The sequence below is a fragment of the Coriobacteriia bacterium genome, assembly GCA_014859305.1.
Lineage (GTDB): Bacteria > Actinomycetota > Coriobacteriia > Anaerosomatales > Kmv31 > Kmv31.
This window is the reverse complement of the sequence record JACUUM010000022.1, coordinates 23,888-39,676: the sequence shown is the minus strand read 5'-3', so window position 1 is coordinate 39,676 and position 15,789 is coordinate 23,888. Positions and strand designations below refer to the sequence as shown.

At 71.9% G+C, this 15,789-nt stretch carries 13 protein-coding genes and 1 pseudogene; 11 read left to right on the top strand and 3 right to left on the bottom strand.

The window, feature by feature from the left end; all coding sequences use genetic code 11:
- Nucleotides 1-112 precede the first annotated feature (112 nt).
- Nucleotides 113-1,245: pseudogene (locus IBX62_05480) on the bottom strand (IS3 family transposase).
- Nucleotides 1,246-1,690: 445 nt separating this feature from the next.
- On the opposite strand from IBX62_05480, the gene IBX62_05475 reads away from it, so the two are divergent.
- From IBX62_05475 to IBX62_05450, 6 genes are all read left to right on the top strand, one after another.
- Complete coding sequence (locus IBX62_05475) at nucleotides 1,691-2,557, top strand: hypothetical protein (protein ID MBE0476530.1); 867 nt, start codon at nucleotides 1,691-1,693, stop codon at nucleotides 2,555-2,557.
- 254 nt (nucleotides 2,558-2,811) lie between these two features.
- On the top strand, nucleotides 2,812-3,177 hold the full coding sequence (locus IBX62_05470; protein ID MBE0476529.1) for a TraR/DksA C4-type zinc finger protein: 366 nt from the start codon (nucleotides 2,812-2,814) through the stop codon (nucleotides 3,175-3,177).
- Nucleotides 3,159-3,701, top strand: coding sequence for a signal peptidase II (lspA, locus tag IBX62_05465; protein ID MBE0476528.1), 543 nt, complete (start codon nucleotides 3,159-3,161; stop codon nucleotides 3,699-3,701). The genes IBX62_05470 and lspA overlap by 19 nt, the downstream gene beginning before the upstream one ends.
- 83 nt (nucleotides 3,702-3,784) lie before the next feature.
- Nucleotides 3,785-4,705 carry an RluA family pseudouridine synthase gene (locus tag IBX62_05460; GenBank protein ID MBE0476527.1) on the top strand — a complete coding sequence of 307 codons (921 nt, stop codon included), beginning with the start codon at nucleotides 3,785-3,787 and terminating at the stop codon, nucleotides 4,703-4,705.
- A 15-nt stretch (nucleotides 4,706-4,720) separates the two neighbouring features.
- A complete protein-coding gene (locus IBX62_05455; GenBank protein MBE0476526.1) occupies nucleotides 4,721-5,506 on the top strand; it encodes a response regulator transcription factor in 786 nt (261 codons plus the stop codon).
- Nucleotides 5,503-6,951, top strand: a complete 1,449-nt coding sequence (locus tag IBX62_05450; protein MBE0476525.1) for a HAMP domain-containing histidine kinase — start codon at nucleotides 5,503-5,505, stop codon at nucleotides 6,949-6,951. The genes IBX62_05455 and IBX62_05450 overlap by 4 nt, the downstream gene beginning before the upstream one ends.
- A gap of 24 nt (nucleotides 6,952-6,975) precedes the next feature.
- Here the strand turns inward: IBX62_05450 and IBX62_05445 are convergent, their stop codons facing one another.
- Together IBX62_05445 and IBX62_05440 are read right to left on the bottom strand one after the other, a co-directional pair.
- Nucleotides 6,976-9,465: a cell wall-binding repeat-containing protein gene (locus tag IBX62_05445; protein ID MBE0476524.1), complete on the bottom strand. Its 2,490-nt coding sequence runs from the start codon at nucleotides 9,463-9,465 to the stop codon at nucleotides 6,976-6,978.
- Entirely contained in the window at nucleotides 9,465-10,370 is a 906-nt protein-coding gene (locus tag IBX62_05440; protein MBE0476523.1) for a GerMN domain-containing protein, read from the bottom strand. Before IBX62_05440 ends, IBX62_05445 begins: the two co-directional genes overlap by 1 nt.
- Before the next feature lie 367 nt (nucleotides 10,371-10,737).
- On the opposite strand from IBX62_05440, the gene pyrR reads away from it, so the two are divergent.
- The 5 genes from pyrR to IBX62_05415 are packed head-to-tail and all read left to right on the top strand — an operon-like array spanning nucleotide 10,738 to nucleotide 15,780.
- Nucleotides 10,738-11,364 carry a bifunctional pyr operon transcriptional regulator/uracil phosphoribosyltransferase PyrR gene (gene pyrR / locus IBX62_05435; GenBank protein ID MBE0476522.1) on the top strand — a complete coding sequence of 209 codons (627 nt, stop codon included), beginning with the start codon at nucleotides 10,738-10,740 and terminating at the stop codon, nucleotides 11,362-11,364.
- 1 nt (nucleotide 11,365) lies between these two features.
- Nucleotides 11,366-12,304, top strand: coding sequence for an aspartate carbamoyltransferase catalytic subunit (locus IBX62_05430; protein ID MBE0476521.1), 939 nt, complete (start codon nucleotides 11,366-11,368; stop codon nucleotides 12,302-12,304).
- Nucleotides 12,282-13,604, top strand: coding sequence for a dihydroorotase (locus IBX62_05425; GenBank protein MBE0476520.1), 1,323 nt, complete (start codon nucleotides 12,282-12,284; stop codon nucleotides 13,602-13,604). Before IBX62_05430 ends, IBX62_05425 begins: the two co-directional genes overlap by 23 nt.
- A 53-nt stretch (nucleotides 13,605-13,657) precedes the next feature.
- The gene (gene carA / locus IBX62_05420) at nucleotides 13,658-14,920 is read left to right on the top strand and encodes a glutamine-hydrolyzing carbamoyl-phosphate synthase small subunit (protein ID MBE0476519.1); all 1,263 of its coding nucleotides are present in this window, start codon (nucleotides 13,658-13,660) and stop codon (nucleotides 14,918-14,920) included.
- An 11-nt stretch (nucleotides 14,921-14,931) separates the two neighbouring features.
- The gene (locus IBX62_05415) at nucleotides 14,932-15,780 is read left to right on the top strand and encodes a universal stress protein (protein MBE0476518.1); all 849 of its coding nucleotides are present in this window, start codon (nucleotides 14,932-14,934) and stop codon (nucleotides 15,778-15,780) included.
- The last annotated feature ends 9 nt before the right edge of the window (nucleotides 15,781-15,789 follow it).

The window sequence follows — 15,789 nt, the reverse complement described above, 5'->3', positions numbered from 1 at the left end:
GGCTGTATGATGGCTCCGCTAGCGTCACCCCGTTGCGGGTTCAGATACATGTACACAGGTGGCCGGGTTGGTCTGGACAGGTTTGTCCGGTTCTTAGGTGATGAACCGCTCTTCACGCTGCTGCCTTGTCCGTTCTCAGTGTAGACCAGTAGACCTGGTCCGGGGTCTTGTCGCCCAGTCCCTGATGTCGGCGCTCGTTGTTGTAGAAGTCGAAGTAGGCTGCGAGCTCCCGCCGCGCCTCGGGGATGGACTCGTATCCCTTGAGGTACACCTCCTCGTACTTGACGCTCCTCCACAGCCTCTCGATGAAGACGTTGTCCATCCAGCGCCCTCTCCCGTCCATGCTGATCGCGATGCCGTGGGCCGAAAGCAGACCGGTGAAGCCCTCGGAGGTGAACTGCGAACCCTGATCCGTGTTGAAGATCTCGGGGGCGCCGTAGAGGGCAAGCGCTTCTTCGAGAGCCTCGATGCAGAAGCTGGCGTCCAGCGTGTTGGAAACCCGCCAGGCCAGCACCCGCCTGCTGGCCCAGTCCATGACCGCGGTGAGGTAGCAAAAGCCCCTGGCCATCGGCAGGTAGGTCACATCCGAACACCACACCTGCCCTGCCTCGGTGATCTCCATGCCCCGGAGCAGGTAGGGGTAGACCTTGTGGCCGGGATGGGGAGAAGAGAGCCGGCGCCTGGGCTGGAGGGCCTCCATGCCCATCTTTCGCATGAGCGTGGCCACGTGCTGCCGCCCGACCTCGAAGCCCCGCTCAAGCAGCTGCCCTCTGATCCGGCGGATCCCGTAGAAGGGCAGCTTCATGTGGATCTCGTCCATCGCGGTCATGAGCGCCAGGTCTTCCTCGCCGGTGGGAGCAGGCTCGTAGTAGACGCTGGAGCGCGAGAGGGCAAGCAGGCCCGCCTGCCTCTTGACGGGCAGAGGATGGTTCCGATCGATCATCGCTTTCCGCTCGATCCGTTCAAGCGACCGAGCGCCCCGGACAAGAAATCGTTCTCCATCGTCAGCTCACCGATCTTGGCGTGAAGCTCGGCGAGAGACGGCCCGTCCTCCTTTGCCTTGTCGCCCTCTCCGAAGACGGCAGCCGCCTCATCGAGCAGCTGGCGCTTCCACTTCGTGATCTGGTTGGGATGAACATCGAACCTCTCGGCGAGCTCGATGACGGGCTGCTCGCCCTTGATGGCCTCCAAGGCCACTTTGGCCTTGAAGACCGGCGAATGGTTGCGTCTCGGTCGTCTGGACATGATCGATACTCCTCCTCGCTGTCTTGCGCTTCGGAGCAATATCATCACCTAAGGAGCTGTCCGATTTCGCCCGGCCACTTCTAGGCAAGGCAGCCGAGTGCTACTGCTCGGAACTGACCGGAGTAGTGGGCGTGGTCGGGACATCAGTCCCAGTTGGGAGACGCGGACAGAGCCCGTGCGCAGGAAGCGGATCGGACGGTCCTTCGCCGTCGCGCTCTGTGCACTCACTCTGATGAGTGTCGCGTGCCAGTCGCGTGAGCAGAGCCCAGCAGATCGAGCGCTCTTCGGCGGCTGGGAGCCCCCGGGCTCCTCCGAACCGGGGGACTTGGATTCCCTGGTTCTCGACCCCGATCACACGTTCATGGTCGGGTACGACGACAGTACGCTTCCTATGCCAGGGGTCGCTCCCACTCCCGTCGGTACGTGGCGGGTGCAATCAGATGGCGTGCTGGTGTTCGAGGCACCGGCGTCGGGGCCGCCGGATCGACGAGCCGCCTACGAGTACACGCTCGAGGACGACACCCTCACGCTGTCCCCTGCGGGAGGATCCAGCACCGATGGGGCATGGCTCACAAGGCACGAGGAGGTCGTCTTGCGCCGCGTCCCCCCGGACCCACTGGGGACAGGCAGGCCGCTCCTCGGCGCGCTACTCGCGTTTCTGCTGGTTGTCTCCACAGCCATCGCGGTGGGCGTGGTCGGCTGGCGACGCCGGCGAGGCTACTACGCTGCTTGGGCCGCGGCGTACCTACTCACGATCGCAGGTCTCGTGGTGGCACTTCCAGAGGGGCCGTCCTATGTCCTCTCCGGAGCCGCGGCAGCATGCCTGGTGGCCGGGCTCGTGGATCGGCGATGGCACGCCAAGCGAACCGTGGTCACGCATCACGCGTCTGGGCAGGGAGTACCGCAGGTCCTTGCCGCAACCGCTCTGGGCGCTGCGGGACTGGGTGCCCTCTTCTTCCTTCAGCTGTGGGGAGATCCGAGTAGGGGGTTCCTCGAGCACGTATCATGGGGACCTATGGGAACCGGATTGTGGTTCTCGCTGGTGGTGGTCGTTCTCGGAGCCGTGGCCTTCGTCGCGCTCAGGACGGACAACCCCGCCATGGCGCTGCGGGCGGCGGCGCTATTGGGCGTCCTCGGTGTGTACTGGATCGAACCCCGTGTCTGGCTAGTCGGACTGCCCCTGCTGCTGTCGGCGGGGCTGAATGCAGGCGCGACTTGGGCTGCGCGTACCACGGCAGGGGTGGGGACACTCGAGCGGGGGACGCCGGAGCGCGCTGTCACGGATCGACCTCGAATGGTGCGCCATACTTAGGGCCACAAGAGAGGAGCCGAGTGCTGAACGTGGTGCCTCGAAGCGGCACGGAAGGTCTCCGAGCACTCGGGCGAGTACGAGGTCGGGGGCGGGCGGCGATCAAGGCGACTCCAGCGCTGCCGGTACCCCGCCGCTGTTCTGGACGCGCATCCTCCGCCGGGCTTATCCCGCCCTCGGGATGGTATAATCAATCAGGTACGACCCGGCGCCGAGGGAGGTACTCCTCGGCGCTTTGCGATAGTTCGGAGGCCGTGATGGACAGCAAGACCAAGCAGGAGCTGAGGCAGTTCCTCGAGGGCGAGCGCGACAGGTTGCGCGCCGAGATCGAGGAGTTCGAGCGCGTCGGGCACACGGCGCTCTCGGATATGAGCGGTGAGAACAACTACCGCGACCACATGGCCGATCAGGGCACCGCGACGTTCTCGCGGGAGCTGGACCTGACGCTGGAGGACAACGCGCGGAAGATGCTCGCCGAGGTCGAGCAGGCGCTGGAGCGGCTCGCCAACGGCGACTACGGGCTGTGTCGCCGGTGCGGCGAGGCGATCGCGCTGGAGAGGCTGAAGGCCATGCCCTCGGCGGAGCTGTGCGTGCCGTGCAAGGCGTGGGAGGAGTCGGCCTGAGAGGCCGGTCCGTCCTGCTGCCGCTGACCGCGTTCGCGGTGGTCGTCCTCGACCAGCTCGTGAAGGTCGCGGTGCGCGCGCGCCTGCCGCTCGGTGAGCCCGTACCGCTCGTCCCGGGTGTGCTCTGGCTGACGCACGTCGACAACACCGGCGGCGCGTTCAGCATCCTCGCCGGACGTCAGTGGGTGTTCATGACGGCCGCGGCAGGGGCGATCGTCGCGGTGGCGGTCTTCTGGGCGCTGGGGCGCCCGGGGCGCTTCCAGGCGCTCGCCCTCGGGCTGGTGGCCGGCGGCGCGGCGGGGAACCTGGCGGACCGCGTGCTCTTCGGCAGGGTGACGGACTATCTCGACGTGAGGTGGTGGCCAGTGTTCAACGTGGCCGACATGGCCCTCGTCGGCGGTATCTCCGGTCTGGTCGCGTGGCTGCTATTCGGGCAGCACGCCCCGACGAGGCCGGCGGGCACGCCGCCGGGAGGCGGCGGCGAAGGCGCGGGCGCCGAGGGGAGCCCTCGGGGGGAGACGTGAGCGACACCCACATCCACACCCACACGGTCAAGGCCGGCGAGGCCGGCCGACGGCTCGACCGCTTCCTGGCCGATCTCGACTTCATGCCGAGCCGCGCGATCGCCCAGCGGCTGATCGAGCGCGGCTTCGTCCGCGTCGACGGTTCCACGGCGCTCAAGCGCCACGAGCTGCGCGCCGGCGAGCGAATCGTCGTCGAGGTCCCGCCGAGAGAGCCCTCCGAGCTCACGCCCGAGCACATCCCGCTGGACATCCGGTACGAGGACGACCACCTCATCGTGCTCTCCAAGCCCGCCGGCATGGTGGTGCACCCCGCCATGGGGCACTACTCGGGGACGCTGGTGCACGCTCTGCTCGCTCACTCCGAGGACCTCGGCTCGCTGGCCGGGGAGGAGCGCCCCGGGATCGTGCACCGGCTCGACAAGGACACCACGGGGTTGATGATGGTGGCCAAGACCGACGAGGCCCAGGTGGCGCTCTCCGACATGATCAAGGTCCGCGCGGTCACGAGGCGCTACATCACGCTCGTGCACGGCTACATCGCGCCGGAGACCGGCATCATCGACGCGCCCATCGCGCGCCATCCGAGGGACCGCATGAGGATGTGGGTCTCGGAGCACCCCGCGGCCAAGCAGGCCGTGACCACGTTCCGGGTGCTGGAGCGCTACACGGCCGGCCCTCACGACGACGGGTACACGCTGCTGGAGTGCCGCCTGCACACCGGGCGCACCCACCAGGTGCGCGTGCACATGGCCTACATCGACCACCCCTGCGTGGGGGACCAGCAGTACGGGGCCAGGAAGCCCAAGGCGGACCGCGGCCTGTCCCGACAATTCCTCCACGCCTACCGTATAACCTTCACGCATCCGTTCACCGGAGCCGAGATCGACCTGACCGACCCGCTGCCCGATGACCTCGCTCGCGTGCTCGAGGAGATCGAGCCGGACTCGATGGGTCGCACGGCGGCGGGCGATGAGGTATCGGCTTTGCTGGAGAAGGGCCTGTAGGAGGTGTCCAGGCGCATGGCAGCCAGTCAGAGAGTGCTCGTGGTGGAGGACGAAGACGCGATCCGCGACGCCGTAGCGGCGTACCTGGAGCGCGAGGGCTTCTGGGTGACGCCGGTGGCCGACGGCCTCGCGGCCGTGGAGGCCTTCGAGCGCCACTCGTTCGATTTGGTGGTGCTCGACCTCATGCTGCCGAAGCTGCCCGGCGAGGAGGTCTGCCGACGGATCCGCGACACCTCGGACGTTCCCATCATCATGCTCACGGCGAAGGGCGAGGAGGCCGAGCGCATCGCCGGGCTCGAGATGGGCGCCGACGACTACCTCGTCAAGCCGTTCTCGCCGCGCGAGCTCGTCGCCCGCGTACGTGCGCTGCTTCGCCGCGCGCGCGTCGAGGAGGAGCCGCAGCGCGGGCACGTCGTCTTCGGTCCGCTGGCGATCGACCTCGCGGGGCACCGGGTCTTCCTCGGCGGGGAGGAGGTCGATCTCACCGCCTCCGAGTACAAGCTGCTGGTGACGCTGTCGCGCTACCCCGGGCGCGTGTACTCGCGCATGGAGCTGGTGGAGAAGGTCCTCGGGTACGACTTCGAGGGGTACGAGCGGGCGATCGACAGCCACGTCAAGAACCTGCGCGCCAAGCTCGGCGACGACCCGAAAGAGCCGCGCTACATCCATACCGTGTTCGGCGTGGGGTACCGGTTCCAGGCCGCCGACGAGGCCGAGGAGACCGCCGGGGGCGAGGGGTCCCCCAGGGCCGCGCAGGCCGGTGAAGCGGCCGGCGGAGGGGCGAAGAAGGCGGGCGCGTGAAAGGCAGGTTCGATCTCGGCTTCAGGATCGCGGCCGGCTACGCCGCCGCCGCGGTGTTCACCGCGGCTCTGGCCGCCCTGCTCCTGACGCTGACCTGGCAGCAGCAGTTCGAGCGGTACGTGCGGGAGGGCCTGCAGGCGCGAGCGAACGACGCCGCGGTGGTCATGGCCCAGATCCACGCGCAGGCCGGGGGCTGGCAGGCCGTGCGCTACCTCGACCTGGGCCACGTCGGCCTGACGATGAGGGACTTCCGCATCCAGGTCTTCGACGGCGACGGCACGATCATCGGCGACAGCAGGCGATCCGCGCTGCCGCAGGACATCGAGATGGGCGGGCTGAGCCGCGTCGCGGGCACGGCGGCCACCGCTCCGATCGTGGTGAACGGCGAGAAGGTCGGCGAGGTGCGCGTGACGGCGCTCTCGCCCGGCGGGCTGCTCACGCCCCGAGACATCGAGTTCAGGGAAGGCTCTCTGGACAGCCTGCTCGTCGCCGCGATCATCGCGGTGATCGTCGCCGCGGCCGCCGGCACGCTCGTGGCCCGCGGGATCGTGCGCCCCATCCACCGCGTGACCCAGGTGGCCGGGCGGCTGCGCTCCGGCGAGGCGGACGCCCGCACCGCCATGGAGGGCCCCGACGCCGTCTCCGTGCTCGGGCGCACGCTCGACGAGATGGCGGACTCCATCGAGGCCGACCGCAGGTTCGAGCGCCAGCTCACAGCCGACGTGGCCCACGAGCTCCGCACGCCGCTGCAGGCCATACAGGCGACCGTCGAGGCGATGCAGGACGGCGTGCTTCCCGCCGACGAGGAGCGCCTCGGCGTGGTGCGCGACGAGACGGTGCGCCTCGCGAGGCTCGCCAACTCGATCCTGGAGCTCTCGCGGCTGGAGAGCGGCTCGACGCGCTTCGAGTGCCGCTCGCTCGATCCCGCCGACCCGGTGCGCGCCGCGGTGGAGGCGCACCGCGCGCTTCTCGAGGCGTGCTCGCTGACCCTCGTCGCCCGCCTGGAGGACGGCATGACGATCGAGGGCGATCCCGACCGGCTCACGCAAGCGGTGGGCAACCTGCTCTCCAACGCGGCCCGGTACACGCCCGAGGGCGGGCGCGTGACCGTGGCCGTGCAGCGCGACGACGACAGCGTCCGCATCGCCGTGTCCGACACCGGGCTCGGCGTGGCCGAGGGCGACCGCGACAAGGTCTTCACCCGGTTCTGGCGTGCCGACCCCGCCCGGGAGCGCTCCAAGGGGGGGGTGGGCATCGGACTCTCCGTGGTCAAGGAGATCGTCGAGCGCCACAAGGGCCGCGTCACGCTCGCCCCGGCCGAGGAGAACCCCGACGGCGGCGCCACGTTCGTCATCCGCATCCCGCTCGCTGGCGGGGGCTCCGGCGGGCGCCCGCGCCCGGAGTGGCCGCGACTGGCCGGCGAGGGCAAGCCGCGCGTGGCGTAGGGCGCGCGCGAGGGCGGCGGCGGGTCAGGGGGTGCGCAGGCGCGTCTTGAGCGAATCCTCGAAGGCCAGACTGACCGCCGGCGGTCCGCCCAGGAACGTGAGCCCGCGGACCTGCAGCTTGCGGGCGTCGAACCAGGCGCGCGTGGGCGTGTCCAGCGCGTCGGCGAGCACGACGGGGCCCCTCACGCCCGCGAGGACCGGCCCGCCGGAGAGCGCGTCGGGGAACGTGCGTCCCGTGGCCACCGCGATCTCCTCGTAGGCCAGCACCCGCTCCCGCACGGCGTGAGCCGCGAAGAGCCGGGAGGTCTCGTAGCGGTCCTTCCCGCCCACGCGGGTGGGGGAGGGCAGCAGTCGCGCCACCTCGTTCGACACCGCGGCCGGGCCGCCGACCACCACGGTGCGCTTCACGCCGGCCTCGGAGAGCGCTGTGCGCGTCGGTGCCGGCAGCGATGCCTTGCGCGTGAGCAGGACGGGGTATCCCGCCCGTGCGGCGTACGGCGCCGCGGAGAGCGCGTCGGGGAACACCTCGCCGGAGGCGACCACGGCGGCGCCGGGGGCCGAGCCGGTGACGGCGCGCACGCGGGCGGCCACCGCGCGGGCGGTCGCGTAGCGGTCGGCGCCGGCCAGCCGAGTCAGCCGGCCGGAGCCGACGAGGGCCTCCAACCGCCTCGCGACGGAGGACGAGACCGCCGGCGTGCCGCCGACGAGGTAGATGCGCGACGGGCGCAGGCGGACGACCTCGTCGCGGATCACGATGGGCAGCGAGTCGCGGGGCGTGAGCAGCAGCGGGCCGCCGGCGGCACGCGCGAGCGTGCTCGCGGCCAGGGCGTCGGGCCAGTCGGCCCCCGAGGCGACGACGAGAGCGGGTACCGGATCCGGGTACGAGGCGCGGCTGACCTCCGCGGAGGTCCCGTAGCGGTCCGGTCCCGCGTGCCTGCGGACGGCCAGCGGCGGAAGGCCGGTCGCCACGGTGACCGTCGCCGTGGCGGGCTCTCCGCTCGCCCAGCGGTCCGACGCGAAGGCCCTGACGTAGACGGTCTGCGCGCCGTCCCCGCCGAGGAAGAGCTTGGCCGAGGTCGCGGTCGTCTGGGACTCGGGCCCGCCGAGGTAGCCGTAGCGGTAGAAGACGCCGGAGCCTGCGGCCCGCGTCCAGGAGAGCGTCGTCCAGAACCCGTTCGGGCGCGAAGCGGCCAGCGTCACCGGGGCCTGCACGGGCACGGTGTCCATCAGGCGGCGGTATGCCGCCCAGGCGTCGACGCGGCCGTGACCGTAGTACGGGTCGATGCCGTCGGGGGCATCCGGCGGGTAGTCCACCGCGGTCGAGAGCATCGCGTCGACCACCCCCTCGGCGGGTGCGGCCGGCACCAGCGACCACAGCAACGCGAGCGTCCCGGAGACGATCGGTGTGGCCAAGGACGTGCCGCTGTACGCGAGGGTGCGGCCGTCCCTTCCCACACCCCAGACGTACTGGCCGGGAGCTACGAGGTCGAGCTCGGGGCCCCAGCAAGAGTGCGGAGAACGCACCCCGGTACTGGGGTCGAGCCATCCTATCGCGAGCGCGCCGGACGCGGCCGCCGGCATCCAGACCGCGTCGCCGCTGTTGCCCGCGGCGGCGACCACGACGCTCCCCCTGGCGCGCGCGTAGGCGACGGCGTTGTCGTACAGCGCCCGCAGGCCGGGCACCTCCCTGCCCGTCGCGGGGTCGACGAGACGCTCCCCCAGGGAGCAGTTGATGACCTTGCAGCCGCGGTCGGCCGCGTCCATGATCGCGCCGAGGACGTCGGCCGTGCTGCCCCCGCCCCTCGCGTCGAGGACCCTGTACGCCTCGATCGTCACGGGCGCGTCACCGACAACGCCCGCGATGCCGAAGCGGTTGCCGGTCTTCGCGCCGATGACGGACGCGACGACGGTGCCGTGGCCGAGCTCGTCGTTGGCGACGCGGTCGCCTTCCACGTAGTCCCTGACGTCGACGACCCGGCCCGTGTCCTCGCGCCAGTGGGGGCTCACCCCGCTGTCCACCACGGCGACCTTCACCCCGGGGCGGTACGGGTTCAGGTTGTACTCGAGGCCGAGGAAGGCCTGCCCCCAGGCGGGCTCGAGGTTGACGGAGTGGGGGAAGGCGTCGCTCGGCCCGAGGGAGACCGGCTGCCTCTCCGGGTCGGCGTACGCGGGGTCGTCGGGCGGGACGCCGAGCGCGATGACGCGGCCTTCCGGGGCGGCCGCCGCCACGGCGTCCAGCCCGCGCGCGGCGCGCGCGACGGCGGCGGCCTCGCGTGCCGGCGCGGTGGCGAGGAGCAGGTCGTCGCGCACCGCGCGCACGTCGCGCGCGCCCAGCGCGCGGAGCCGCTTCTCGACCGCGGGGCGTTGCGCGCGCGAGGCGAGCGCGACGACGACCGCGCGGGGCTCCTCGGCGGCGGCGGCGCGCGGCGGGGCGGGGGGCGCGGCGAGCGCCAGTGCGAGCGCCAGCGCGAGCGCGCCGAGGCGCGGCGGTCGGGCCTGCCCGGCGGACCGCACTAGTCGGCCGTTCCCGCACCGGTCAGGTCGAAGACCTCCACGCGCGAGCCGTCCTTGGCCGAGGCGTACCAGGCGGTCAGCTTGTAGGTGCCCGCCTCGCTCGCGTCGAAGCGCAGGGTGGAGACGAACGTCCCGCGCGTGCCGCTGCCCGAGGTCGCCATCACCTGCCGGTCGGCCAAGGTGCGGCCGTCGGCGGTCACCTCGAGCCGGAACTCGGCCTCGAACGTGTTGGCCGTGCCCGTGACCCTGAGCGGGCTGTCCAGCGTGTCGCCGAACGCCGGCTCCTCGACGAGCACGATCGGCGTGAGTCCCTCCCAGTCCTCGCGCGTCTGCGGCTCCTGGAGCAGGAGCCCCTCGGCACCGAGCTCCGTGACGCGCTCGCCCTCGATCCGCAGCTCCACCCCGTCCACCGAGCCGAACTGCGTGAGCGTGTAGACCAGTTGGGCGACACGGCCCCTCATGCCGGCGCTACCGGCGCCGGCGGCGAACTCGTCGGACAGGTCTACGATCGCGATGCCGTTCCGGACGTTCACCCCGCGGAGCCTCACACCGGAAGGGACCGCGCTGACGAAGCCGGCGGTCGCTTCGGCCTCGTTCGGGCCGGCCAGCAACGCCTCGACGGCGGCGGCAGCGACGCCGGTGGACCGCGTATGGCGTCGCACGGGGGCCACACGCTCCTGCCTGCCGGTCTCGGAGCCGGCCTCGCGCAGGAAGTACGCGCGGATCGGCGTGCCCCGCCCCGCCGCGTCCTCGCCGTCGGCCGCGGGCGTAGCGTCCGCGGAGGGCGTCGTGCCGTCGGATCCGCGATCGGTCCCGTTCCCCGCGTCCCGCGGGCCGCAGCCTGCGGTCAGCGCGAGAGCCAGGGTGAGGGCGGCCAGGGTCGCCAGGGCCGGGCGGGTTCTCATCGGGACCTCCAGGGGGCGGGGGGTCCGCCGGTAGTCATTTGCTGGTATCTGCATTGTACCCGCTCGTGCGATGCTGGAGTGCGACGAGGCGGCGGTGCGCCGCCGGAGGTTCGCGCCGGGTCCTCGGAGCGCCCGCGCCGTGCCGTCGACCGGTCGTCTCGGTGCCGCTTGTGCGAGGCGCCTCTGGCTGCTAGAGTCGGTCCGACCTTTAAGCCCGGTCCCGTGAGGCCGGCAAGGCGCAGCCACATAGCGAGCGTCGCCGGTCCTCGTCGGCGAGCTTCACGCGAAGTGCCTCCTTGCCGCCCTCGGCAGGAGGCGTTCTCGTCTCCGGCCCGGGAACCGGGCTCATCGCGGGGAAGGAGCCGAGGTGGCCGAGGAGCAGCGCGCCAAGGCCGTCGTCATGGACGGGCAGGCGGTCGCCCGGGCGGTGACGCGCATCGCGCACGAGATCCTGGAGGCGAACAAGGGGGGCGCGAACGTCGCGCTCGCGGGCATCGTGACGCGGGGCTCGGCGCTGGCCGCCGCGCTCGCCAAGAGGATCCGGGAGATCGAGGGGCTGGAGGTGCCGGTCGGCACGCTCGACATCTCCTTCTACCGGGACGACGTGTCCATCCGCCGCAACCCCGAGGTCCGTCGCACCGACATCCCGTTCGACGTGGAGGGCCGCGACGTCGTGCTGGTGGACGACGTACTCTTCACCGGCCGCACGATCCGCGCGGCCATGGACGCCATCATGGACTACGGGCGGCCGGACTCCGTGCAGCTCGCAGTGCTCGTGGACCGCGGCCACCGCGAGCTGCCGATACGCGCGGACTACGTCGGCAAGAACGTGCCCACCTCGCGCCGCGAGCGGGTGCGGGTCTACCTGGAGGCCGTCGACGGCCGCGACGCGGTGGAGATCCTCGAGGCCGAAGGCGGCGCCGGCGCTTCGACCGCCGCCGGGGAGGCGCCCTCCGCCAGCAGCGGGAAGTCTTCAGCCGGCGGGGAGGCGTAGCATGCTGACCTGCCGCCACCTCATCGACATCCGCGAGGTCTCCGCGGAGGACGTCGGGCTCATCCTGGACACGGCGAGCTCGTTCAAGGAGGTCAACGAGCGCAGGATCAAGAAGCTCCCGACGCTTCGCGGCCGCACCGTCATCAACCTCTTCCTCGAGCCCTCCACGCGGACGCGCACGAGCTTCGAGATCGCGGCCAAGCGCCTGTCGGCCGACGCGGTGAACATGGCGGGGTCGGCCTCGGCGGCCGTCAAGGGCGAGTCGCTGAGAGACACCGCCAGGACGCTGTCGGCGATGGCGTGCGACCTCATCGTCGTGCGCCACAGGTACTCCGGCGCGCCCTACATCCTCGCCGACGCCATGGACGCCTGCGTGGTCAACGGCGGCGACGGGAGCCACCAGCACCCGACCCAGGCCCTTCTCGACCTGTTCACGATCCGCGAGCGGCTCGGGCGGCTCGAGGGGCTGACCGTCGGCATCGTGGGCGACATCGGGCACTCACGCGTGGCGGGGTCGCTCGTGCCGGCGCTCAGGACGGTCGGTGCGCGCCCGGTCGTCATCGCTCCGGCGACGCTGATGCCCGCGCGCCCGGAAGCCCTCGGCGCCGAGGTGGCGAGCGACTTCGACGCCGTGCTGCCCGAGCTGGACGTCGCGTACATGCTGCGCATACAGGGCGAGCGCATGGAGGGCATGCCCTTCCCCAGCCTGCGCGAGTACGCGCGCTTCTACGGCATGGACGGTCCTCGGCTCGCGCGCATGAAGCCCGAAGCCATCGTCATGCACCCGGGCCCGATGAACCGGGGGGTGGAGGTCACCTCCGAGGTCGCCGACTCGCCGCGTTCGGTCGTGCTCGACCAGGTCAACGCCGGGGTGGCCGTGCGCATGGCGGTCATGTACCTGCTGCTGGGAGGTGCCGATGCCGACGCAGCTGCTGCTTAGGGGCGGGCGCCTCGTCGATCCCGCCGAGGGCCTCGACGCCGTCGCGGACGTGCTGGTCGGGGCCGACGGCGCCATCGCCGCCGTCGGCGACCCGGCCGCCGAAGCCGGCGCGCTGGAGGTCCCGAAGGGCGCGACCGTCATAGAGTGCGCCGAGAAGGTCGTCCTGCCCGGGCCGGTGGACGTGCACGTGCACCTGCGCGAGCCGGGGCGCGAGGACGAGGAGACGGTGGCCACCGGCACGCGCGCGGCGGCGCGCGGCGGCTTCACGGCGGTGTGCGCGATGCCCAACACCGACCCCGCGATCGACGACGGCGCGGCCGTGCGCGCGCTGCTCGAGTCCGCCGAGCGCGACGCCGCCGTGCGCGTGCACCCCGTGGGCGCGCTCACCCGCCGTCGCGCGGGAGAGGCGCTGGCCGAGATCGGCGAGATGGCCGCCACCGGCGCCGTGGCCTTCACCGACGACGGCTCCTGGCTCGCGAGCTCGCGCATGATGCGCATGGCGATGGACTACACGAAGCGCTTCGGCGTGCCGGTGCTCAGCCACGCCGAGGACCCCCTGGCGCGAGGCGGGGCCGTCAACGAGGGCGAGGTCTCCACGCTGCTGGGGCTGCCCGGGTGGCCCTCGGCGGCCGAGGAGACCGCGGTCGCCCGCGACATCCGCCTGTGCGAGCTCACCGGCTGCCGCCTGCACGTCCAGCACCTCTCGACCGCCGGTTCGCTCGAGCTCGTCCGGCGTGCCAAGGCCGCCGGGATGCCGGTGACCTGCGAGGTCACACCGCACCACCTCTTCCTGGACGAGACCGCGCTGCTGCAGCGCCGCTACGACACCGCGCTGAAGATGAACCCGCCCCTGCGCACGTCCGCCGACCGCGAGGCTCTGGTGGCGGGGCTCACCGACGGGACGGTGGACTGCGTCGCCACCGACCACGCACCGCACGCGGCGCACGAGAAGGAGATGGAGTTCGAGCTCGCGCCCTACGGCGTCACGGGCCTGGAGACCGCGCTGCCGCTGTTGGCGACCCGCCTGGTCGCCCCGGGAACGCTCTCTTGGGCGGACGTCGCGCGCCTGCTCTGCCACGGCCCGCGCTCCGCCCTCGGCCTGCCGGAGGTCCGTCTCGCGGCGGGCTTCGCCGCCGACCTCACGGTGTTCGACCCCGAGGCGCGGGTAGAGGTAGGGGCGGGGGGCTTCGAGAGCCGTTCCGCCAACTCGCCGTGGACGGGGGAGAGGCTGCTGGGGCGGGCGACCGAGGTCCTCGTCGGCGGGAAGCCGGTCGTGAGGAGCGGGAAGGTGGTCGCGTAGTGACGGCGCGGGTCGTCTGCGGCAGCGGGAGCGGGAGCGGGACCCGGCCGGCGCTGCTGGCGCTGGAGGACGGGACCGTGTTCGCCGGCGTCGCCTGCGGGGCGGACGGAGAGCGCGCGGGAGAGGCCGTCTTCAACACGTCGATGACCGGCTACCAGGAGGTGCTGACCGACCCGAGCTACGCGGGGCAGATCGTGACCATGACGGCGCCGCACGTCGGCAACTGCGGCGTCAACGGCGCCGACATGGAGTCGCGCGGCGTCTTCGTCTCGGGCTTCGTGGTGCGCGAGATGACGCAGGAGCCCTCCAACTGGCGGGCCGAGGAGTCCCTGCCTGCGTTCCTGAGCCGCCACGGCGTCGTCGCGATCCGGGGCGTGGACACGCGGCGGCTCACCCGCCACATCCGCGAGCGCGGTGCCATGCGGGCCGTGATCTCCACCGTCGACCCGGATCCGGACTCGCTCGTGACCAAGGCACGCGCCGCCGACCGGCTCGAGGGGCGCGACCTCGTGGCCGAGGTCGCCGTCGACCACCCGTTCCGCTGGGGGGAGGCGGACTCCTCCGGGGCTGTTCCGGTGGACACCGGCGTGATCCCCGTGAAACCCGACCACCGGGTCGTGGCGTTGGATTCCGGCATCAAGTACAACATCCTCCGCCGTCTGGCCGAGGAGGGCTGCGAGATCACGCTCGTGCGGCCCGACGCCTCCGCCGACGAGGTGCTCGCTCACGAGCCCGACGGCGTGTTCCTCGCCAACGGCCCGGGGGACCCGGCCGCGGTGGAGTACCTCTACTCGACGTTGAGGTCGCTCATCGGGCGTGTCCCCCTGTTCGGCATCTGCCTGGGGCACCAGATGCTCTCGCTGGCGGTGGGAGCGGGAACGTTCAAGCTCAAGTACGGGCACAGGGGTGGCAACCAGCCGGTCAAGAACCTCCTGACCGGGCGCGTGGAGGTGACGAGCCAGAACCACGGCTTCTGCGTGGACTTCGGCTCCATCGGCCCGCTGGTGCCCGAGGACTCCCGGGGCCTCGGGCACGACCCGGCGGACCTGGGTGCCTGGGCCGCCGCCGCGGTCGCGCCGGTCGTGCGCTCGTCGAGCTTCGGGCGCGTGCAGCTGACCCACGTGAACCTCAACGACATGACGACCGAGGGCGTCGCGCTGCTCGACGCCCCGGCGTTCTCGGTGCAGTACCACCCGGAGGCCGCCCCCGGCCCTCACGACGCGAGGTACCTCTTCTCCGCGTTCGCCAGGATGATGGACGGCGAGGCGGACTACCTCGCCGCGGCGGGCGCGTCCGCGCACCGGCCGGGCGATTGAGGGGGGCGGGATTGCTGCGCAGCGTGCTCGTCCCCACCGACTTCACCGAGGAAGGCGTGCTGATCACCGAGTACGCCGAGGGGCTGCCCGCCCTGGGCGTGCGCCGGGTCGTGCTGACCAACGTCGTGGAGGCCTCGGGCATGGAGGGACCGGTGATCGCCGCGGCGGTCGACCGGGTGCGCGGGTCGCTGCTCAAGCGCGCGGAGCGGCTCAAGGAGTGCTGCGGGCTGCAGGTCGAGGTCCGCGTGCCGACGGGCGACCCCGCCGAGGAGCTGCTCGCGCTGGCCTCGGAGGTCGACTGCGACGGGGTCGTCGTCGGGACGCACGGCAAGGCGCTCGTCGAGCGGCTGGTCACCGGTTCGGTCTCCGGGACGATACTGCACGACGCGCCATGCCCGATCATGTTCGCGCGCTTCAGCCTGCTCGCGGTCCACTCCGATCCGGCCGCGCTCGCCCGGGCGTGGGGGAGCGCCCTGCTGCTGCCGACCGACTTCTCGGCCTCGGCCACGCGGGCCCTCATGGCCGTCCTCGAACTACCGTCCGGTACCGTGCGGACGCTGTACCTGTTGCACGTGCTCGACCCGTCCCTGGACGGCGAGAAGCTGCGCCGCGCGGAGACGGGCGCCGAGTTCGAGCTGGGCGACCTGGCGGAGATGGCGCGCCGGGAGGGCATCGCCGCGACGACGGCGATCAGGCGGGGAGAGCCGGACCGCGAGGTGCTCGCCGAGGCCGAGCGCCGCCGTGTCACCGGCGTGGCGACCGGCCGGAGGGGCCGCGGCGCCCTGACGGAGGCGGTGCTCGGCAGCGTCTCGGCCACGCTGATGCGCCAAGCCAGCTGCCCGGTGCTGGTCGTGCCGTAGGAAGACAAG

Excerpts from the sequence above, each read along its gene's own strand:
- IBX62_05430 (MBE0476521.1), top strand. The coding sequence starts at position 11,366 with ATGCTGACCTGCCGCCACCTCATCGACATCCGCGAGGTCTCCGCGGAG.
- IBX62_05425 (MBE0476520.1), top strand. The coding sequence starts at position 12,282 with ATGCCGACGCAGCTGCTGCTTAGGGGCGGGCGCCTCGTCGATCCCGCC.
- IBX62_05455 (MBE0476526.1), top strand. The coding sequence starts at position 4,721 with ATGGCAGCCAGTCAGAGAGTGCTCGTGGTGGAGGACGAAGACGCGATC.
- IBX62_05470 (MBE0476529.1), top strand. The coding sequence starts at position 2,812 with ATGGACAGCAAGACCAAGCAGGAGCTGAGGCAGTTCCTCGAGGGCGAG.
- IBX62_05460 (MBE0476527.1), top strand. The coding sequence starts at position 3,785 with ATGCCGAGCCGCGCGATCGCCCAGCGGCTGATCGAGCGCGGCTTCGTC.
- IBX62_05440 (MBE0476523.1), bottom strand. The coding sequence starts at position 10,370 with ATGAGAACCCGCCCGGCCCTGGCGACCCTGGCCGCCCTCACCCTGGCT.